Here is a 3,047-nt window from a genome sequence, read left to right as displayed (position 1 = left end):
GGCGCCGGGTTGGCGCTCGCGGTGCCGGCGGCGCCCGCGGCGGCGGCGGGCTGCCGCTGCTCGCCGAGGTAGATGAACCCGTAGCCCTCGTCGCGGAAGGTCACGTCAGCGGCCCGCAGGGCGTCCCCCCAGTCGCCCCGGCACCGCGGATCCGCCGCCTCCGAGCCGTGGTCCGCCGTCAGCAGGAACGCCGTGACGGACAGCAGGTCCCGCTCGACGAGCAGATCCAGGAAGACGCCCAGGCGTGCGTCGGCGTCCCGCAGCGAGGCGCGGGACTGCTCCGAGTAGGGACCGCCGCCGTGGTGGCCGGTGTCGGTGAGGGTGGTGTTCCACCACATGACCTCCGGCGGGCGCACGTCGGTCGCCCACAGCTGGGTGACCTGGGCGAGGCCGAGCGCGTCGACCCGAGTGGACCACGCGTAGTCGGGGTTCTCCCCCACCCAGCGCTCGCTCGCGTGCGGGTCGCCCTCGGCGGGTGGCAGGTAGTCGCCCATGTCGCCGGCGCCGCCGGCGCTCCCCGCCGCCCGGACCAGGCCGAACGTCGAGTAGTGGGCACCGCGGTCGACCGGTTCGTTCACGCAGGCGCACACCGCGTCCGGACGCTCCCGGACGACGGCCTCGAACAGGGTCTCGACGCCGTCACGGAGCTGCTCGCAGGCGAGATGCCAGGTCCGGACGTCGTTGGCGATGATCTGCCGGCCAACCTCACGGTCGAAGTAGACGTTGTGCAGAATTCCGTGCCGGCCGGGCCCGAGGCCGGTGAGAGCGGAGGTGTGGTTGGTCAGCGTCACGCTGGGGAACTCCGCGATCGCCCCGCCGGTGAGTGCGGTGCCCTGCGCCAGCAGGCGGGCGACGTTCGGCAGCTCACCGGAGCCCGCCAGGTGCAGCAGGTCGTTGCTGCTCGTGCCGTCCCAGAGCAGGCCCACAACGTGGCGGGCGCCCGGGCCGATCAGGTCGCTCAACGCGGCGCCCTCCGTCCCGGGCATGGTGACCCCGGCGAGGGCGGCCAGGGTCGGTGCGACGTCGATGACCCTGGCCACGCCGGGCCGCAGTCCCCGGGCGCGCACGCCGGCGCCGGAGAGCAGCAGCGGGGCGCGAGACTGCCCGGCGTCGAGGGAGCCGTGTTCGCCGAGATGGCCACCGCGCTCCGGCCAGTAGTGGCCGGGCGTGTGCACGACGATCAGATCCGGCGAGCGGGCGGGATCGCCGAACGCGGACAGCAGCCGGCGTCCCGCGTAAGGGTAGGCGTTGCGCGCGTTGGGCGGCGACGGATCGGCGAGCGTGGCGGCCAGCGGCACGCCGTGCATCGGGTCCTGGGCGCCCAGCGGGTCCCGCCCGTAGCGCACCTCCCAGGGGCCGTCGGCGTCGGCGACCGGCAGCCGGGCCGAGCCTTCGGAGTTCGCGACGTGGAGCCAGCCCGCGTCCAGCCAGGCGACGAAGTCGACGATGGCGGCCAGGTCGGGCGCGGTGAGGGCGGCGACGGCACGGGACAGCTCGCCTGCTCCGGCCGCCACGGGCGGCGCGTCCGGCACCGCGGCTCCGGTCGACAACGGATACACACGATCGTGGCTGGGCACGCCGGAACAGTACCGGGCGGCCGCGACCGCCGGTAGGAATCCACGGCCAACGCCAGCGGGCGGGACACCGACCTGTCGGTGTCCCGCCCGCGAAGCGCCTGGTCACGTCCTTGTCCGCCGGCAGCGGAGTCCGCCGGCAGCGGATCAGGCCGCGACCTCTTCGGGACGAACCTTGCGCGGACGGCCGCGGGGCCGCTTGCGCGGGACGACTGTGCCGGTCACGACCAGCTCACCGCCCCACACGCCCCAGGGCTCCGCGCGGTCGAGGGCGGCGGACAGGCACGCGGCCCGGACCGGGCAGGCCCGGCAGACGGCCTTGGCGGTCTCCACGTCCGCCGGGGACTCCGCGAAGAACATCTCAGGATCGACGTCCCAGCAAGGCAGGACGAGCCGATCACGATCGATCCGGGAGACGATCGAGCGATCGAACACCGGGTGTCACCTCCGACACGGTCTGATCTTCAGGCGAGGCAAGGAAGCACAACGAAAAAGGCCGTGATCCCCAGGGGGATCACGGCCTCGGCGTTCGGCTCCTCGGAGCTAGTCCGGGAGCGGATCGCGAGCGGATCCCGAGATGAGGTGACGGTCTGCGGACAGGTGGGCCTGGGCCTGGGCGACGGGCATCGACCGCGCCGGCTCGGCCGTCGGCCGAGCTGCCACGGCGAGCGCCGGGCCGCTCACGCGGGCGTGCTCAGCGAACATCGGGTCCCACCCGGCGGTGGACGGCAGCGCCGCCACGCCAGACGTCTGGCCGAGAGCCCCGTCGCACGTGCCGCAGCCGGTGATCTCGCCGACGGTGAGCGCACCTGTGCCCTGCACAGGACGCTGACCGTGCGCGGTGGCCGGACCAAACGCGACGGCCAGCCCGCGGACACCCAGACTGGAGCGATAGCCGACGATCGCCGTCATGGCCGTGCGGCCCAGGTCTTTGCCCCAGGGACGGCCGACCTCGCCACCCAATCTGTTCATCAGATTGTTGATCACTGCGAGATCACCTCCTTGGGGGAGCCGTGGGCGTGGTCGTCCAGCGGCGTCAGAACTCGGGCGTCGTGCGTAACGGTAGAAGGACTCCGCGCGAACCTCAATGTATTTTCTGTGTCGCGAGCCGGACACATTTTGTCACGAGGGTTCGCCGTTCACCACGCCCGCCACGCCGGGGTCGGCGACGAGACGCAGCACCGCCTCGCCGTAGCGGTCGAGCTTGGCCTGACCGATGCCGGGGATCCGGACGAGTTCCGCCACCGAGGCCGGCCGGCTCTGCGCGATCGAGCGCAGCGTGGCGTCGGTGAGGACCACGAACACGGGCAGGCGCAGCTCCCGCGCGGTCGTGGACCGCCAGGCCTTGAGCCGTTCGTACAGCCCCGCGTCGAGGTCGCCAGGACATTGGGCGCACCGCCCGGTGCTGGCGACCGCGCCGGTGAGTTCGTTCCCGCAGACGCGGCAGCGCACCGCGGCGCGGCGCCGCCGCGC

General features: G+C 73.3%; 4 protein-coding genes. All 4 read right to left on the bottom strand.

Features of this window, described 5'->3' with window-relative positions:
* Nucleotides 1–1,532, bottom strand: a 1,532-nt coding sequence (locus MXD58_RS23935) for an alkaline phosphatase family protein (RefSeq protein WP_250609973.1), incomplete at its 3' end; no start/stop codon positions are given.
* Nucleotides 1,533–1,721: 189 nt separating this feature from the next.
* Entirely contained in the window at nt 1,722–2,009 is a 288-nt protein-coding gene (locus tag MXD58_RS23930) for a WhiB family transcriptional regulator (protein WP_248836801.1), read from the bottom strand.
* A gap of 108 nt (nt 2,010–2,117) precedes the next feature.
* Nucleotides 2,118–2,561: a hypothetical protein gene (locus tag MXD58_RS23925; protein ID WP_250609972.1), complete on the bottom strand. Its 444-nt coding sequence runs from the start codon at nt 2,559–2,561 to the stop codon at nt 2,118–2,120.
* Nucleotides 2,562–2,696: 135 nt separating this feature from the next.
* The coding region (locus MXD58_RS23920; protein ID WP_250609971.1) for an HRDC domain-containing protein at nt 2,697–3,047 on the bottom strand (351 nt) is incomplete at its 5' end.

This window comes from Frankia sp. AgKG'84/4, assembly GCF_023242965.2.
Classification (GTDB): domain Bacteria; phylum Actinomycetota; class Actinomycetes; order Frankiales; family Frankiaceae; genus Frankia.
This window is presented reverse-complemented; position numbering and strand designations above follow the sequence as displayed.